The organism is Streptococcus infantis (genome assembly GCF_047463635.1).
GTDB classification, from domain to species: domain Bacteria; phylum Bacillota; class Bacilli; order Lactobacillales; family Streptococcaceae; genus Streptococcus; species Streptococcus infantis_W.
The window spans coordinates 93,248-108,591 of the sequence record NZ_JASHDL010000001.1; the positions used below are offsets into that span (position 1 = coordinate 93,248).

Genomic DNA, 15,344 nt, shown 5'->3' on the forward strand with positions numbered 1-15,344 from the left:
TTTATCTTTGCTGACAAAAAACATTTGAACTCTCGAACTAAAATCTTTATACTTTTTTATTATGATTTTAGTTGGGAGTGTTTTTATTTTGGATACAAAAATTATTGATGAAAGAGAATTTGTAGAGAAATTTAAGGAGAAAAATCTACAAGGATTTCATAAATTTGTAAGTGATTATGACAACTATATTGCTCCCACAATGAGAGCTAGAGGTTACAAATTTGTAAACTATGCTGAGAGAACCGTTACATTTACGTTTGGCCAGGTAACTTTTTCAAGAAGGCGCTGGTATAAGAATGGAAAATGTAGGATTCCAGTTGATGAAAAGTTAGGTTTGGAGAAACGTATTGCTTATTCCAAAGAATTACTGTATCAGATCACTAAACTAGCTACAATGTTACCATATCGGAAAGTAGTGGAAGTCATTGAACTGATGTACCAGGTTTGTATCACTAAAGACACGGTGTTAAAAGCGATAAAGCTAGCAAGTCAATTGTTAAACGAAAAAGAAGATTATCGATTTTATCGTGATGAAGTGGTTGCTCAAAAAATTGAGGCTCCTGTTATTTATCTTGAAGGAGACGGTGTCTGGATAAAGGTCAGTGGACGTGAAAAAGAACAACAGAATAAAGAGTTATCTCATTTTGTCATCCATACCGGAACGGAGGTGTGCGGAAAGAGGAAGATTTTAAAGAATAAGGTCGAAATTGTGTCACCCAATAATCGAACAGCAAGAAAAAGAGTAGTAGATTATATTTATAATCATTTTAAAATTACGTCAGATACTCTACTTGTGACAAATTCAGATATGGGGCACGGATATACTCCACATTTATTTAAAGAGATATCACATGATCTAGGAATTAAGCATCATCAACATTTTTGGGATCGATACCATCTGAACAAAGAAATAAAAAAGTTGGTCAAACCGTATTCCGTAGAGCTACTAGATCAATTTATGAAAGCCATAGATAGCCATTGCAAGCAGAAATTGAAAACAGCTATTGATACTCTAGAATCATTCGTCCTACTTAATCAGAACGAAAAGAAGATTGATACTTTTAAGGTTTTTAAGAATAGAATCCTTGGAAATTTTAAATATACGCAGCCGCCTGAACAGAGGAATCTAGATACAGCGAGTTTAGGAATTATGGAAAGCCAGCATAGGAAAATCAGTTATCGTATGAAAAATAGAGGGATGTATTGGTCATTAAATCATGCAGATGCTATGTCCCATCTTATTTTGTTGTCTTACAATCAAGAACTCCGAGATTTATTTTTTGGTAATTGGAGAAATGAATATGAAAAATACCGCTCAGAAGGAATGAGCGGTGCAGAAGTACGAAAAAAAATTGATCAAGCTCCAAGGAGTTTAGGAACAATTGTAAATGCTTCTTGGAAAGGCCGAAAACAGCGAGACAAACAACGTTTTGCAGGGAAAAAAATCAATAAATAAAATGTCATAAACTCAGTAAACTCTTGACTTATAGTAGTAAATATTGTATAATAATCTTATCAATAAAAAGAGGCACGCAGCAACGTACCTCTCATTAAGATAAACAATTTGCGCTTGTTTATCAGTAAGATTAATACTATCAGAAATTTTAGTAGATGTCAAGGCTGAGCAAGTAAAATTGTTTAGTCTTGTTTTTACATTTCCGTTTTTGATGTATTTTTTTACTACCTCAAAAGAATAGACACAAACTTCTGCTATAAATTTCTTTACTTTTTTGTGGAAATTTGGTAAACTGTATCTTGTGTGTAATGGACGCACAAAAATACAGTTTATCCGCTGAGGAAGATTCCTCAAGATTGACAAAGATAGGAGAATAAAATGAATCCATTAATCCAAAGCTTGACTGAAGGTCAACTTCGTACAGATATCCCATCATTCCGTCCTGGTGACACTGTTCGTGTACACGCGAAAGTTGTCGAAGGTAACCGTGAACGTATCCAGATTTTTGAAGGTGTTGTTATCGCACGTAAAGGTGCTGGTATCTCAGAAAACTACACAGTTCGTAAAATCTCTAACGGTGTAGGTGTTGAGCGTATCTTCCCAATCCACACTCCACGTGTTGAAAAAATCGAAGTTGTACGTTACGGTAAAGTACGTCGTGCGAAATTGTACTACTTGCGTGCACTTCAAGGTAAGGCAGCTCGTATCAAAGAAATCCGTCGTTAATTCGACTAAAGAACTCTGCTCATTCAGCAGAGTTTTTATCTAGCTCCCTTAGTTCAATGGATATAACAACTCCCTCCTAAGGAGTAGTTGCTGGTTCGATTCCGGCAGGGGGCAGTAATCAGACATCAAAAACCGCTCGGCTGAGCGGTTTTCATCTATTCTTTCCTTTTACAACACCCAAGTTCGAATGGCATGGGCTACGCCAGATTCATCATTTGTTTTGGTGATGTATTTGGCGATTTTTTTGAGTTCTGGATTTCCATTTTCCATAACAACTGGGTTACCTACTACTTCAAGCATAGCACGGTCATTTTCTTCGTCTCCGATAGCCATGGTTTCATCCTTGCTTAGTCCAAGTTTTTCAGCTAGGTGAGTGATAGCTGAGCCCTTGTCTACATTCTTTTTAAGGAGCTCAAGGTAGAAAGGAGCAGATTTGTTGATGGAGTAGCGCTCATAAAATTCTGCAGGAATCTTTTCAATAGCGGCATCCAGAATTTCAGGCTCATCGATAAACATACACTTGACGATTTCCTTGTCAGCCATTTCTTCAGGTGTACGGTAGAAAATAGGCATGCTGACGAGGGTTGATTCGTGAACGGTATATTTTCCGATATTACGATTGGCAGTATAGATGCCGTCCTTGGTAATAGCGTGCATATGGACGCCAAGTTTGCGGCTAAGGAATTCCATATCCAGATAATCCTCATAAGTCAAGGATTCGCTGATAATTTCATGTCCTGTAGCTGTTTCTTGAACAAGGGCACCGTTGAATGTAACAACGTAGTCACCTTGGTCTCTCAACTGCAAGTCATCCAGAAGTTTGGCAACACCTGCGATAGGGCGGCCAGTTGCAATCACGACTTTGACATCAGCTTTTTTGGCATCTTGGATGGCAGAAAAGACTTCAGGAGTGATTTCCTTTTGGCTATTGACTAGGGTTCCGTCAATATCGACGGCGATTAGTTTAATACTCATAAATTTCCTCTTCTAGTTTTTATTTGGAGTAAAATGATCATTCTCAATCAAGTGTAAAAATTGCTGGGTAATGCTTGCAAAAATGCTATTTTGGTCCAACATTTCTTTCGGGAAATAAAAACGATTATCTCCGTGGCGACTGCCAGCAAGGGATTGAACGATAGGCGAAAGGCTAGAAAGTTCTGCTAGTTCACCATTTTTCTGTAAAATCTCAATCTGTGTCCGTGGGTTTTCTGATTCGGGCCGATAGATATCATAAGGAAGGTCAAAGTTCTTATGAATAGCTGTGTAATAGTCAGGATCAAAGCCGATATCTTCTACCAGTTTTCTCATAGATGCAAGCTGTTCTTGATCCTCTTGAGAAAAGGTGATGGATTTAAAGACCTTGCGATTGACAAAGCGTTGCGATAAGTCTGCGAGAATCTTGTCAGGACTAGTCATCCAGAGCTGGAAATAGGTATTCATAACTCCGTCATCCAAAGACAAATAGTCAGTCAAGCTAACATTCTTTTCGAAAAATGGCAGTAGATGCGGGGATGTAAGAGTAAAGAAGTCCTTATTGTCTGGATAAAGTTCTTTAGCACGTTTCAAAAGATTCTGCAGAAGGACTTCCATAGCACGTGTGGCAGGATGGAAATAAACCTGCATATACATTTGATAGCGACTAAGAACATAGTCTTCGATGGCATGCATCCCGTTTCGTTGAAAGGCAATTCCGTTCTCGATAGGGCGAATAACTCGTAAGATACGTGTTAGGTCAAATTCCCCATAAGAAGCCCCTGTAAAATAGGAGTCACGTAAGAGATAGTCCATGCGGTCTGCATCGATTTGACTCGAAATCAATTGAACCACCTGCTTATTTGGATAAGTGTGGTCTATAACGCTAGCTACCTTTTCAGGGAAATCTGGAGCTACCTGTAAAAGAACCTGGTGAATCTCTGTTTCAGGACGTTGTATAATTTCCTGCGTAATCGCCTCATGATCGGTATCAAAGAGATTTTCAAAGGTATGCGAGTAGGCACCATGTCCTAAGTCATGAAGGAGGGCTGCAGTCATGGTTAGGAGGGACTCCGAGGAATCCCATTCTTTAGGATACTTTTCCTCAAAAATCTCGGTGATACGGCGTGCAATCTCGTAAACACCCAGACAGTGAGAGAAACGACTATGTTCTCCACCATGAAAGGTGTAACTGGATGTTCCTAGCTGCTTGATACGACGAAGCCGTTGAAATTCTTTGGTATTGATTAAGTCATAGATAATCTGATTATCAACATGGATATAATTGTGAACAGGGTCACGAAATACTTTTTCATTCATAAAACCATTATAGCAAAAAGCCACAGTTTTTGGTAAAATAGTAGGATAAGAGTGAAGAAAGAGGACTTGAAGTGAAGATTCGAATGAGAAATACCATCCAATTTGATGAACAATTGGAAGTGATCGACCAACTTTATGATGTTGAGTTACGTGAGAAAGGTGATTTTTCCTATCTCTTTTTTTACAATGAAGAGAAGGAAAAAGTGGTACTCAAGTTTAATGATACAGAGTTGGTGATGTCTCGATTTTCCAACCCTAAGACCATCATGCGTTTTCTGAAGGAAGCTGATAGTTTAGCCTATATTCCTACACCAATGGGGATACAGGAGTTTATCATCCAAACAAGCCATTATCAAGTTGAACAACAAAAGATTGAACTAGCCTATCAACTACAAAACAAAGAAGGAAATCCATTTGCAAACTATTGCTTAGAAATTACCTGGGGGTAAAAAGTCGGTGGAGGAGAGATTGGTAGATAAAGCTTCGATTTCCTAGTTCCAAATCAGCTAGCAGGCAAAATATTTTTACTAATAAAAAATGAGGTTGGGATTTTATCCCAGCCTCTATTTGATATATAGTTCTTGATTTTTCAAAACAATTTCACGTACACTTGCAAATTTCTTTAGTTTTTTAAGATCTTCTGGATGTGTAACGAGGGTAATAACATATCCCTCCTTACCCATACGACCTGTACGCCCAGCACGGTGAGTATAGGTTTCAATATCTCTAGGGACGTCAAAGTTAATCACGCATTCCAAGCTATCAATGTCGATGCCACGAGCGAGAAGGTCTGTGGCAAGAAGTAGTGTTAGCTGATTATCTTTGAATTTTTCTAAGATAACTTTTCTAAATTTGACGTTGACATCGCTAGCTAGTGAAACAGCTAAAACATCACGATACTGCAATTTTTCCTCGGCACTTCCAAGGTCTGACAAGCTATTGAAGAATACCAGTCCACGGAAGTCTTCGACATGTGCCAGTTTTCTAAGCATATCTACTCGATGACGTTGGTCTACTTGCATGTAGAAGTGTTGAATGTTGTCCAACTTTTGATCAGAGAGGTCGATGGTGCGAGTGTTAGGCGCAATCTTATCTTGGTCAAACTTGGTAGTGGCACTCATATAGATGAGTTGGTGGTCGCGAGGTGCGTAGTTGGTAATTTTCTCGACAAAATGGATTTGAGAATCATCTAGCAACTGGTCAAACTCATCAAGTATGATAGTCTCCACATTCATCATCTTGATTTTCTTCAATTTAATCAGTTCAAAGATACGCCCAGGAGTTCCAATCAGAATTTCTGGGCCTTTTTTCAGTCGTTCGATTTGACGTTTCTGACTCGAACCAGAAAGGAAGAGCTGAGCAGTCAAGCCAATAGCTTCACCCCAGGTTTTAGTTACCTCAAAAATCTGACCAGCCAGTTCAGTATTTGGCGCTAAAATCAATAGTTGCTGCGCTTTTTTCTTTTGGAGACGAAGAAGACTTGGTAGGAGATAAGCTAAAGTCTTACCTGTACCAGTTGGACTAACTCCAAGAAGGGTTTGACCGTCTAAAATCGGATCAAAAAGCTGAGTTTGAATAGGGGTGAATTCTTGAAAGCCGAGGTGTTCGGTTAGCTCTTGCCATTCTTTAGGTAGTTTGGTTTTCATTTTTCTGCCTCAAATCTAATGCCAGCAGTCTGGCGCATGGTGTAGAGTAGCTTATGGACGTGTGTTGCATCATCCAACCAAGCTTGGTAAAGTTCTAGGTTTGGCTGCTTGATCATGTTAGCAAAAGCAGCGATCTCCTCAGTCATGGTGTGAGGTGCTTGCTGAATAGGTAGATGTGTTTCATTACCTTTATGATCAGTGAAAATAGCTGAGCGGACATGTTCAATAGTGTTGAGCGTCAAGGTTCCATCTGTTGTATATATTTCGCAAGGAAGATTAGAAGTAATATTTTTACCAGCCTTGATATGGACTTGATAACCGGGATAAGATAAGATACCATCTCCATTTAAATCAATGGTGTTGTCAAGTTGTTGAGCTTGATAGGACGCATCAAGTGCCTTACCAAACAAGCGAACCGCAGCATAGATCGGATAAATTCCCAAGTCCATGAGAGCCCCACCAGCAAAACGGTTTGAAAATACATTCGGAGTGTTTCCAGAAAGAAGGTCTGGCATCTTAGAAGAATACTTGGCATAGTTGAAATCTGCACATAAAATTTGCTTGTCTGCTAAGAAGTTTTTAATAATTGTGAAGGCTTCCTCATGATAGTTTCTTGCTGCTTCAAAGATAAAACAATGATTTTCTTGAGCTATTTCAACTAAATCCTGCCATTCTTGTGGTTGAGTCACCGCTGGTTTTTCAAGGATAACATGTTTAGCCGATGCTAGAGCAAGCTTGGCTTGAGTATAATGCAGAGAATTGGGACTTGCGATATAGACAATATCAAAATCAGACTGGAAGAAATCCTCTAAATTATCAAATAGACTAACATCTGTATAGGAACTAGCAAATTGCTGAGCAGTCGTGAGCTTTCTTGAATAAACAGCCACTAACTGGGATTCCTGACTAGTATGAGCAGCTTCTATAAAGTGGTGACTGATTGCACCAGTACCGATAATACCGAGTTTAAGCATGAAATCTCCTTTTCTACAAGTAATGACTGCTTTCATTATATCACAGATAGACTAAACTAGCCAAAGGGAGACAATTCTTTTATTTGACACTTCGAATTTTCCTCAAAAAATGTTACAATAGATTCAGAAAAAATAGGAGTGTAGTATGAGATTATTACCTATGAGAAAAATTTCTCGTCATTCAAAAAGATTGGCGCTTTTTTTGACTTTTTGTGCGGGTTATGTAGATGCCTATACCTTTATCATACGTGGGAATACTCTAGTTGCAGGCCAAACGGGGAATGTCGTTTTCCTTTCCGTTGGTCTCATTCAAGACAATGTTTCAGATGCCAGTGCAAAGGTAATGACCTTGATTTCCTTTATGGTAGGTGTTTTCCTCTTGACAGTCTATAAAGAAAAGTTGAGGATTGTAAGAAAACCAATTCTATCCCTTATTCCACTAGCAATTTTATCTTTGATAATAGGATTTGTTCCCTTGACGGTTGATAATATATACATAGTACCACCGTTAGCATTTTGTATGGGACTTGTAACAACAGCATTCGGAGAAGTTTCAGGAATTGCATACAACAATGCGTTTATGACTGGAAATATCAAACGAACTATGTTAGCGTTTGGGGAATATGTTCGCACAAAACATACACCTTTTTTAAGAGAAGGACTCATCTTTGTTAGCTTGCTGTCGAGTTTTGTTATTGGGGTTGTTGTATCAGCTTATCTTAGTATTTTTTATGAAGAAAAAACAATTTTAGGAATTCCAATCATGATGAGTATTTTTTATCTAAGTATGCTTTTTGCATCTTGGAGGAAAAAAATAAGAGAAAAAGTTTAAATTCGATGATAAATACTTGTCAAAAACTAGGAATCATGCTATACTTGAAGAGTTGACTATGCACGATCCTGTGCAACCGCACGAACATCGTTGCTTGATTTTCAAGTGTAAGTGGTTCGTCCCACGATGCTAGGCGAGTCTTCACAAAAATATGGGGAAACCCCAAAAAATCATAGGAGGTGCATAATGAGCACATACGCAATTATCAAAACTGGCGGAAAACAAGTTAAAGTTGAAGTTGGTCAAGCAATCTACGTTGAAAAATTGAACGTTGAAGCTGGTCAAGAAGTTACTTTTAACGAAGTTGTTCTTGTTGGTGGTGAAAACACTGTTGTCGGAACTCCACTTGTTGCTGGAGCTACTGTAGTTGGAACTGTTGAAAAACAAGGAAAACAAAAGAAAGTTGTTACTTACAAGTACAAACCTAAAAAAGGTAGCCACCGTAAACAAGGTCACCGTCAACCATATACTAAAGTTGTCATCAACGCAATCAACGCTTAATTTTAAGGAGAACACATGATACAAGCAGTCTTTGAGAGAGCCGAAGATGGCGAGCTGAGGAGTGCGGAGATTACTGGACACGCCAAAATTGGCGAAAACGGCTTTGACGTCGTGTGTGCATCGGTTTCTACGCTTGCCACTAACTTTGTCAATTCAATTGAGAAATTTGCAGGCTATGAACCAATCTTACAATTAAACGAAGATGAAGATGGTTATCTAATGGTGGAAATTCCTAAAGATATCCCTTCACATCAGAGAGAAATGACTCAGTTGTTTTTTGAATCATTTTTCTTAGGTATGGCAAACTTATCGGAGGACTCTTCTGAGTTCGTCCAAACCAGAGTTATCACAGAAAACTAACACGGAGGAAAACATTATGTTAAAAATGACTCTTACTAACATGCAACTTTTCGCCCACAAAAAAGGTGGAGGTTCTACATCAAACGGACGCGATTCACAAGCAAAACGTCTTGGAGCTAAAGCAGCTGACGGACAAACTGTAACAGGTGGATCAATCCTTTACCGTCAACGTGGTACACACATCTATCCAGGTGTAAACGTTGGACGTGGTGGAGACGATACTTTGTTCGCTAAAGTTGAGGGCGTAGTACGCTTTGAACGTAAAGGTCGCGATAAAAAACAAGTTTCTGTTTACCCAATCGCAAAATAAAAAGGTCCAGTGAACCTTTTTATCCCGAGCCTTGAAATGTAAATGTAAAGGTGAGGAAGCTAGAAGTAGCATAAAATAAGGCTTTCCGAGTTTTCGGAGAGCCTATTTTTTTATCCAAAAAGAATATAAGAAATTCAAACCCTGCTCCTTCGTATTTTATATATAAAACAAAGTATGAAAACGTAACGCAATTTTAAGACTTTTTTGTAAATTAAGAGTATAATTAAAGTGTGTTACCTTTTTATAAAATAACAAGCTAATATAATAAATTTTAGCTTGCATATTTTTAAAATTTTATTTCAAGGAGGAATCATGGAAAAGTATTTTGGTGAAAAACAGCAGCGTTTTTCATTTAGAAAATTATCAGTAGGACTTGTATCTGCAACGATTTCAAGTTTATTTTTTATGTCTGTATTAGCTAGTTCATCTATAGAAGCTCAAGAGACTAAAGGTGTTCACTATAAATATGTGACAGAGTCAGAGTTATCATCAGAAGAAAAGAAACAGCTTGTCTATGACATTCCGACATACATGGAGAATGATGATGAAACTTATTATCTTGTTTATAAATTAAATTCCCAAAATCAATTGGGAGAATTGCCAAATACTGGAAGTAAGAATGATGTTCAAACCTTGGTTGCTGGTGCTAGCTTAGCTGCTCTGGGGATTTTAATTTTTGCCGTTTCTAAGAAAAAGGTTAAGAATAAAACAGTATTACATTTAGTATTGGTTGCAGGGATAGGAAACGGTGTCCTAGTATCAGCTCATGCTTTAGAAAATAATCTCTTACTGAATTACAATACTGACTATGAATTAATCTCAGGAGAAAAATTACCTCTTCCTAAAGATATTTCAGGTTACACTTATATTGGATATATCAAAGAGGGAAACGTAACTTCTGAATCTAAAGTAAGCAATCAAGAGAAATCAGCAGCCACTCCTACAAAACAACAAAAGGTGGATTATAGTGTTACACCGAATTTTGTCGAGAATCCATCAACAGTACAAGCTATGCAGGAACAAACATCTGTTTCTTCAACTAAGCCGACAGAAGTTCAAGTAGTTGAAAAACCTATCTCTGCAGAATTAACCAATCCAAGAAAAGAAGAGAAACAATCTTCAAATTCTGCTGTTGTACGCGCAAAAGGCAAACCTGAAGTCCAACCCGCCTTGCCAGAGGCTGTAGTCAGTGACAAAGGCGAACCTGAAGTCCAACCTGCCTTGCCAGAGGCTGTAGTCAGTGATAAAGGTGAGCCTGCGATCCAGCCAGAATTACCCCAAGCAGTTGTAACCGACAAGGGTGAGCCTGCAGTCCAACCCGCCTTACCAGAAGCGGTTGTAACTGACAAAGGTGAACCAGCAGTCCAAGCAGAGTTGCCAGAAGCTGTAGTCAGTGACAAAGGTGAGCCTGCAGTCCAACCCGCCTTGCCCGAAGCAGTTGTAACTGACAAAGGTGAACCAGCAGTCCAAGCAGAGTTGCCAGAAGCTGTAGTCAGTGACAAAGGTGAGCCTGCAGTCCAACCCGCCTTGCCCGAAGCAGTTGTTACTGATAAAGGAGAACCTGAAGTTCAACCTGCGTTACCCGAAGCAGTCGTGACTGATAAGGGTGAGCCTGAAGTTCAGTCTGAATTACCAGAAGCGGTTGTAACTGACAAAGGTGAGCCTGAAGTTCAACCCGCCTTGCCCGAAGCAGTTGTTACTGATAAAGGAGAACCTGAAGTTCAACCTGAATTGCCAGAAGCAGTTGTTACTGATAAAGGAGAACCTGAAGTTCAACCTGAATTGCCAGAAGCAGTTATAACAGACAAAGGTAAACCTGAAGTTCAACCTGAACTACCAGAAGCAGTTGTGACTGACAAAGGTGAGCCGGAAGTTCAACCTGCGTTACCAGAAGCAGTCGTGACTGATAAGGGTGAGCCTGCAATTCAACCTGAACTACCAGAAGCAGTTGTAAGCGATAAAGGCGAACCTGCAATTCAGCCAGAGTTACCAGAAGCTTTAGTAAGTGACAAAGGCGAACCAGAAGTTCAACCTGAATTGCCAGAGGCTGTAATAACCAACAAGGGTGAACCAGCGATCCAGCCAGAGTTACCAGAAGCAGTTGTAAGCGATAAAGGAGAACCAGAAGTTCAACCTGAATTGCCAGAAGCAGTTGTTACTGATAAAGGAGAACCTGAAGTTCACCCAGAGTTACCAGAAGCTGTTGTAACTGATAAAGGTGAGCCTGCAGTCCAACCCGCCTTACCAGAAGCAGTTGTAACTGACAAAGGTGAGCCTGAACAGGTAGATCCACTTCCTGAATATAAGGGGAATATTGAGCAATTAAAACCTGAAACTCCGATTGAGAAGCCGAAAGAAACAGATCCAGAAAAAACACTCGAATTAAGAAATGTTTCTGATGTAGAGCTCTATAGCCAGACGAATGGAATTTATAAACAGCATGTTTCGTTGGATGGTGTTCCAAACAATACAGATACTTACTTTGTCAAGGTAAAATCTTCGGCATTTAAAGATGTCTATCTACCAGTCGCCTCAATAACTGAAGAGGAAAGAAATGGTCAGTCAGTTTATAAAATTACAGCTAAGGCTGAGAAACTCCAGCAAGAGCAGAACAATAAATATGTCGACCATTTCACCTTCTACCTCGATAAGAAGTCTAAAGAGGAAAATACAAACTTTACTTCCTTTAGTAATCTGGTCAAAGCTATAAACCAAAATCTCTCTGGAACCTATCATTTAGCAGCTAGCCTGAATGCTAACGAAGTGGAGCTTGGTCCTGATGATAAATCCTATATCAAGGGAACCTTTACTGGTCAGTTGATTGGAGAAAAAGATGGTAAGAAGTATGCTATCTATAATTTGAAAAAACCTCTGTTTGAAAACTTGAGTGGTGCTACAGTAGAAAAACTGAGTCTAAAAAATGTTACTATTTCAGGGAAAAATGATATTGCTTCACTGGCAAATGAAGCTCAGAATAACACAAAAATTAAGCAAGTTCATGTGGATGGTGTACTCGCCGGTGAACGTGGTATCGGTGGTTTGTTGGCTAAGGCAGACCAATCAAGCATCACAGAGAGTAGTTTCAAGGGAAGAATTGTCAATACCTATGAAACAACTGCTGCCTATAATATCGGTGGCCTGGTCGGTCATTTGACAGGAAACAAAGCTTCACTGACTAAATCAAAAGCGACAGTAGCCATTTCATCCAACACCAATAGTTCAGATCAGACTGTTGGTGGGCTAGCAGGTCTAATAGACCAAGATGCGCATATACAGGATAGCTATGCTGAAGGTGATATCAATAATGTCAAGCACTTTGGTAGAGTCGCGGGTGTAGCAGGATATTTGTGGGATCGAAAAACAAATGAGGAACAGCATGCAGGAAGATTGACCAATGTACTAAGTGATGTCAATGTAACCAACGGGAATGCCATTACCGGTTACCACTACAATGGAATGAAGGTGAAGGACACATTCAGCAGCAAAGCGAACAGAGTATACAATGTCACCTTGGTTAGGGATGAAGTCATCAGCAAAGAATCCTTTGAAGAAAGAGGAACAATGCTAGATGCTTCTGAAGTGACTAATAAAAAAGCAGAAATCAATCCTCTCACTCCTCCAACAGTGGAGCCCCTTTCAACAAGTGGTAGTAAAGAAAGTGATTTTTCTAAGGTAGCCCATTATCAAGCTAACCGTGCTTTGGTTTATAAGAACATTGAAAAATTGTTACCTTTCTATAACAAGGCGACCATCGTGAAATACGGAAACCTGGTTAAGGAGAACAGTCTCTTATATCAAAAAGAACTCTTGTCCGCAGTTATGATGAAGGATGACCAAGTAATCACAGATATTGTTTCTAACAAACAGACTGCAAATAAACTCTTGCTTCACTATCAGGACCATTCATCTGAGAAGCTCGATCTCAAGTACCAGACTGATTTTGCCAAGCTAGCAGAATATAGTTTAGGGGATACAGGACTCCTCTACACTCCAAATCAATTCTTGTATGACCAAGACTCTATCATTAAGCAAGTCGTACCTGACTTACAAAAGATTGACTATAAGTCGGATGCCATCAGAAAGACACTCGGAATTTCTCCAGATGTCAAGCAAACTGAGCTCTATCTGGAAGACCAGTTCGCCAAAACAAAACAAGATTTGGCAAACAGTTTGAAAAAACTCTTGTCAGCAGATGCTGGACTTGCTGGTGACAACTCAGTTACCAGAGGCTATCTTGTAGATAAAATCAAGAACAATAAGGAAGCCTTACTACTCGGTTTAACTTATTTAGAACGTTGGTATAACTTTAGCTATGGTCAAGTGAATGTCAAAGACCTAGTTATGTATCATCCGGACTTCTTTGGTAAAGGAAATACTTCACCACTAGATACTCTGATTGAGTTAGGGAAATCAGGATTTAATAATCTGCTTGCTAAGAACAACGTTGATACTTATGGTATCAGTCTTGCCAGCCATCATGGAACGACAGATTTGTTTAGCACGCTAGAAAATTACCGAAAAGTCTTTTTACCAAACACTAGCAACAATGACTGGTTTAAAAAACAGACCAAAGCTTTCATTGTCGAAGAAAAATCCACTATTGCAGAGGTCAAAGCCAAGCAAGAGCAAGCAGGGACTAAGTATTCTATCGGTGTTTATGACAGAATTACTAGTAGTACTTGGAAATACCGCAATATGGTCTTGCCTCTCCTCACCTTGCCAGAAAGATCTGTATTTGTCATCTCAACCTTGTCTAGCCTAGGATTTGGCGCTTACGATCGCTACCGCAACAGCGATTATAAGGCTGGAGATGAACTCAATAAGTTTGTTGAAGATAATGCACGTGAAACAGCCAAACGTCAGCGAGATCACTATGATTATTGGTATCGTATTTTAGATAAAGAAGGACGTGAAAAGCTCTATCGTACAATTTTACTTTATGATGCCTATAAGTTTGGAGATGATACAACATCTGGAAAAGCTACAGTTGAGGCTCAGTTTGATAGTACCAATCCGGCGATGAAGAATTTCTTTGGTCCAGTGGGGAATAAAGTAGTTCACAATCACCATGGTGCTTATGCAACTGGAGATGGCGTTTACTATATGTCCTATCGTATGTTAGATAAGGATGGAGCTATCACCTATACCCATGAGATGACACATGATTCAGATCAGGATATTTACCTTGGTGGCTATGGTCGAAGAAGTGGCTTAGGACCGGAGTTCTTCGCAAAAGGCTTATTGCAAGCTCCTGATCAACCAAGTGATGCAACCATTACCATCAACTCTATCTTGAAACATAAAACATCAGATAGTACAGAAGGCCAGCGATTGCAAGTACTTGATCCAACTACAAGATTTAATGACGCAGCAGATCTTCAGAACTACGTCCACAATATGTTTGATGTCGTTTACATGTTGGAATATCTCGAAGGGCAATCTATTGTGAAACAGCTAGATGCTTATCAGAAAATGACGGCTCTGAGAAAAATCGAGAATAAATACGTGAAAGATCCTGCAGATGGAAATGAGGTTTACGCTACTAACGTTGTACAAAATCTGACAGAAGAAGATGCCAAAAAATTGACTACCTTTGATAGTTTAATTAAAAATAATATCTTGTCAGCTCGTGAATATAAGTCTGGGGAATATGAAAGAAACGGTTACTATACGATTAAACTCTTTGCCCCAATCTATTCGGCTCTGAGCAGTAAGGGAACTCCGGGTGATTTGATGGGACGTAGGATTGCTTATGAACTTCTGGCTGCCAAAGGTTTTAAGGATGGAATGGTACCTTATATCTCAAACCAATACGAGGAAGTTGCTAAACAACAAGGGAAAACTATCAATCTTTATGGTAAAGAACGAGGATTGGTGACAGATGATCTTGTTTTGGAAAAGGTATTTGAAGGTAAGTATAAAACTTGGGCAGAATTTAAGACAGCTATGTACCAAGAACGGGTGGGTCAGTTTGGAAACTTGAAAAAGGTGACCTTCAACGATCCAACCAAATCTTGGGCAAGTTTTGCAAGAAAGACGATTCATAGTGTAGAAGAACTGCAGCGATTAATGGACGAAGCTGTTCGTAAGGATGCAGATGAGAACCGTTATTCTTGGGACAACTATAATCCAGAATATGATAGTGCAGTTCATAAGTTAAAGAGAGCAGTGTTTAAGGCCTATCTAAATCAAACTGATGATTTTAGAAGTTCAATTTTTGAAAATAAAAAATAGTGTTTACTATTAG

12 protein-coding genes, 1 tRNA gene and 1 other annotated feature are annotated in these 15,344 nt (G+C 39.1%); of the genes, 9 read left to right on the forward strand and 4 right to left on the reverse strand.

Annotation, left to right across the window (positions count from 1 at the left end; all coding sequences use genetic code 11):
• Positions 1–88 precede the first annotated feature (88 nt).
• The 3 genes from QM867_RS00435 (at position 89) to QM867_RS00445 (ending at position 2,296) form a co-directional block, all read left to right on the forward strand.
• Positions 89–1,456, forward strand: coding sequence for an ISLre2 family transposase (locus QM867_RS00435; RefSeq protein WP_414314896.1), 1,368 nt, complete (start codon positions 89–91; stop codon positions 1,454–1,456).
• Positions 1,457–1,834: 378 nt separating this feature from the next.
• The gene (gene rplS, locus QM867_RS00440; protein WP_001068669.1) at positions 1,835–2,182 is read left to right on the forward strand and encodes a 50S ribosomal protein L19; all 348 of its coding nucleotides are present in this window, start codon (positions 1,835–1,837) and stop codon (positions 2,180–2,182) included.
• Between the two features lie 42 nt (positions 2,183–2,224).
• Positions 2,225–2,296, forward strand: a tRNA-Arg gene (locus QM867_RS00445).
• Positions 2,297–2,350: 54 nt separating this feature from the next.
• Here QM867_RS00445 and yidA read toward each other — a convergent pair.
• Together yidA and QM867_RS00455 are read right to left on the reverse strand one after the other, a co-directional pair.
• On the reverse strand, positions 2,351–3,157 hold the full coding sequence (gene yidA / locus QM867_RS00450) for a sugar-phosphatase (RefSeq protein WP_153224976.1): 807 nt from the start codon (positions 3,155–3,157) through the stop codon (positions 2,351–2,353).
• 12 nt (positions 3,158–3,169) lie between these two features.
• A complete protein-coding gene (locus QM867_RS00455; protein ID WP_315638990.1) occupies positions 3,170–4,474 on the reverse strand; it encodes an HD domain-containing protein in 1,305 nt (434 codons plus the stop codon).
• Between the two features lie 71 nt (positions 4,475–4,545).
• On the opposite strand from QM867_RS00455, the gene QM867_RS00460 reads away from it, so the two are divergent.
• A complete protein-coding gene (locus tag QM867_RS00460) occupies positions 4,546–4,923 on the forward strand; it encodes a DUF1934 domain-containing protein (protein ID WP_414314897.1) in 378 nt (125 codons plus the stop codon).
• A gap of 114 nt (positions 4,924–5,037) precedes the next feature.
• On the opposite strand, the gene QM867_RS00465 is transcribed toward QM867_RS00460, so the two are convergent.
• Together QM867_RS00465 and QM867_RS00470 are read right to left on the reverse strand one after the other, a co-directional pair.
• Positions 5,038–6,120 carry a DEAD/DEAH box helicase gene (locus QM867_RS00465; RefSeq protein ID WP_414314898.1) on the reverse strand — a complete coding sequence of 361 codons (1,083 nt, stop codon included), beginning with the start codon at positions 6,118–6,120 and terminating at the stop codon, positions 5,038–5,040.
• Complete coding sequence (locus tag QM867_RS00470; RefSeq protein WP_414314899.1) at positions 6,117–7,094, reverse strand: Gfo/Idh/MocA family protein; 978 nt, start codon at positions 7,092–7,094, stop codon at positions 6,117–6,119. Before QM867_RS00470 ends, QM867_RS00465 begins: the two co-directional genes overlap by 4 nt.
• 145 nt (positions 7,095–7,239) lie before the next feature.
• Here QM867_RS00470 and QM867_RS00475 point away from each other — a divergent pair, with 145 nt between their 5' ends.
• The 5 genes from QM867_RS00475 (at position 7,240) to QM867_RS00495 (ending at position 15,331) form a co-directional block, all read left to right on the forward strand.
• Complete coding sequence (locus QM867_RS00475; protein ID WP_061863170.1) at positions 7,240–7,926, forward strand: YoaK family protein; 687 nt, start codon at positions 7,240–7,242, stop codon at positions 7,924–7,926.
• 64 nt (positions 7,927–7,990) lie between these two features.
• Positions 7,991–8,077: a sequence feature (ribosomal protein L21 leader region), on the forward strand.
• Between the two features lie 35 nt (positions 8,078–8,112).
• On the forward strand, positions 8,113–8,427 hold the full coding sequence (rplU, locus tag QM867_RS00480) for a 50S ribosomal protein L21 (protein WP_000109137.1): 315 nt from the start codon (positions 8,113–8,115) through the stop codon (positions 8,425–8,427).
• A gap of 15 nt (positions 8,428–8,442) precedes the next feature.
• Complete coding sequence (locus QM867_RS00485; protein WP_075229048.1) at positions 8,443–8,787, forward strand: ribosomal-processing cysteine protease Prp; 345 nt, start codon at positions 8,443–8,445, stop codon at positions 8,785–8,787.
• Between the two features lie 16 nt (positions 8,788–8,803).
• On the forward strand, positions 8,804–9,097 hold the full coding sequence (rpmA, locus tag QM867_RS00490) for a 50S ribosomal protein L27 (protein ID WP_075229047.1): 294 nt from the start codon (positions 8,804–8,806) through the stop codon (positions 9,095–9,097).
• A 312-nt stretch (positions 9,098–9,409) separates the two neighbouring features.
• Positions 9,410–15,331 (forward strand): ZmpA/ZmpB/ZmpC family metallo-endopeptidase, encoded by a 5,922-nt coding sequence (locus tag QM867_RS00495; RefSeq protein ID WP_414314900.1) that lies wholly within the window; start codon positions 9,410–9,412, stop codon positions 15,329–15,331.
• Positions 15,332–15,344: the final 13 nt, after the last annotated feature.

Bases quoted from the DNA above. Each gene is read 5' to 3' on its own strand.
- rplS (WP_001068669.1), top strand. From the start codon at position 1,835: ATGAATCCATTAATCCAAAGCTTGACTGAAGGTCAACTTCGTACAGAT.
- yidA (WP_153224976.1), bottom strand. From the start codon at position 3,157: ATGAGTATTAAACTAATCGCCGTCGATATTGACGGAACCCTAGTCAAT.
- QM867_RS00455 (WP_315638990.1), bottom strand. From the start codon at position 4,474: ATGAATGAAAAAGTATTTCGTGACCCTGTTCACAATTATATCCATGTT.
- QM867_RS00465 (WP_414314898.1), bottom strand. From the start codon at position 6,120: ATGAAAACCAAACTACCTAAAGAATGGCAAGAGCTAACCGAACACCTC.
- QM867_RS00470 (WP_414314899.1), bottom strand. From the start codon at position 7,094: ATGCTTAAACTCGGTATTATCGGTACTGGTGCAATCAGTCACCACTTT.
- QM867_RS00475 (WP_061863170.1), top strand. From the start codon at position 7,240: ATGAGATTATTACCTATGAGAAAAATTTCTCGTCATTCAAAAAGATTG.
- rplU (WP_000109137.1), top strand. From the start codon at position 8,113: ATGAGCACATACGCAATTATCAAAACTGGCGGAAAACAAGTTAAAGTT.
- QM867_RS00485 (WP_075229048.1), top strand. From the start codon at position 8,443: ATGATACAAGCAGTCTTTGAGAGAGCCGAAGATGGCGAGCTGAGGAGT.
- rpmA (WP_075229047.1), top strand. From the start codon at position 8,804: ATGTTAAAAATGACTCTTACTAACATGCAACTTTTCGCCCACAAAAAA.
- QM867_RS00495 (WP_414314900.1), top strand. From the start codon at position 9,410: ATGGAAAAGTATTTTGGTGAAAAACAGCAGCGTTTTTCATTTAGAAAA.